This window comes from Lentzea sp. NPDC036955 (assembly GCF_055608005.1).
In genome coordinates this window covers 333,637-334,585 of record NZ_JBVJRC010000005.1, presented here as the reverse complement: position 1 = coordinate 334,585, position 949 = coordinate 333,637, and the positions used below count along the sequence as shown (strand labels likewise).

Here is a 949-nt window from a genome sequence, read left to right as displayed (position 1 = left end):
TACCACCGGACAACCACTCCACACACTCACCGGACACACCAGCGCAGTCAACGCCGTGGCCTGGTCCCCCGACGGCACCCACACCCTCACCGGCAGCTACGACAACACCGCACGTATTTGGGACGCCGCCACCGGAGAAATACTCGACATACTCAGCGGACACACCAGCGCAGTCAACGCCGTGGCCTGGTCCCCCGACGGCACCCACATCCTCACCGGCAGCGACGACAAGACCGCACGCACCTGGAACGCCACCACCGGACAACCACTCCACACACTCACCGGACACACCAGCGCAGTCAACGCCGTGGCCTGGTCCCCCGACGGCACCCACACCCTCACCGGCAGCGACGACAACACCGCACGCACCTGGAACGCCACCACCGGACAACCACTCCACACACTCACCGGATACACCGATTGGGTCCAATCCGCGGCGTGGTCCCCCGACGGCACCCACACGGTCACCGGCAACAAGCGGCTTCATTTCTGGGGTACCTCGAACAAGAAGTTTCTGAGGCGGCTTGTTCTCGATGTAGGCATGACAAGCGTTATAGCGCGGTCTCCCAACGGCACCCGCATTCTCACCGGCAGCTACGACAAGACCGCACGCATCTGGGACGCCACCACCGGACAACCACTCCACACACTCACCGGACACACCAGCGCAGTCAACGCCGTGGCCTGGTCCCCCGACGGCACCCACATCCTCACCGGCAGCAGCGACAACACCGCACGCACCTGGAACGCCACCACCGGACAACCACTCCACACACTCACCGGACACACCAGCGCAGTCAACTCCGTGGCCTGGTCACCCGACGGCACCCACACCCTCACCGGCAGCGACGACAACACCGCACGCACCTGGAACGCCACCACCGGACAACCACTCCACACACTCACCGGACACACCGAGTGGATTCAGGCAGTCGCCTGGTCCCCCGAC

Annotated in this window: 1 protein-coding gene; it reads left to right on the top strand. The window is 64.9% G+C overall.

What is annotated here, in order from left to right; genetic code table 11:
* Positions 1-949, top strand: a 949-nt coding sequence (locus ACZ7CF_RS18875) for a WD40 repeat domain-containing protein (protein ID WP_470370126.1), incomplete at both ends; no start/stop codon positions are given.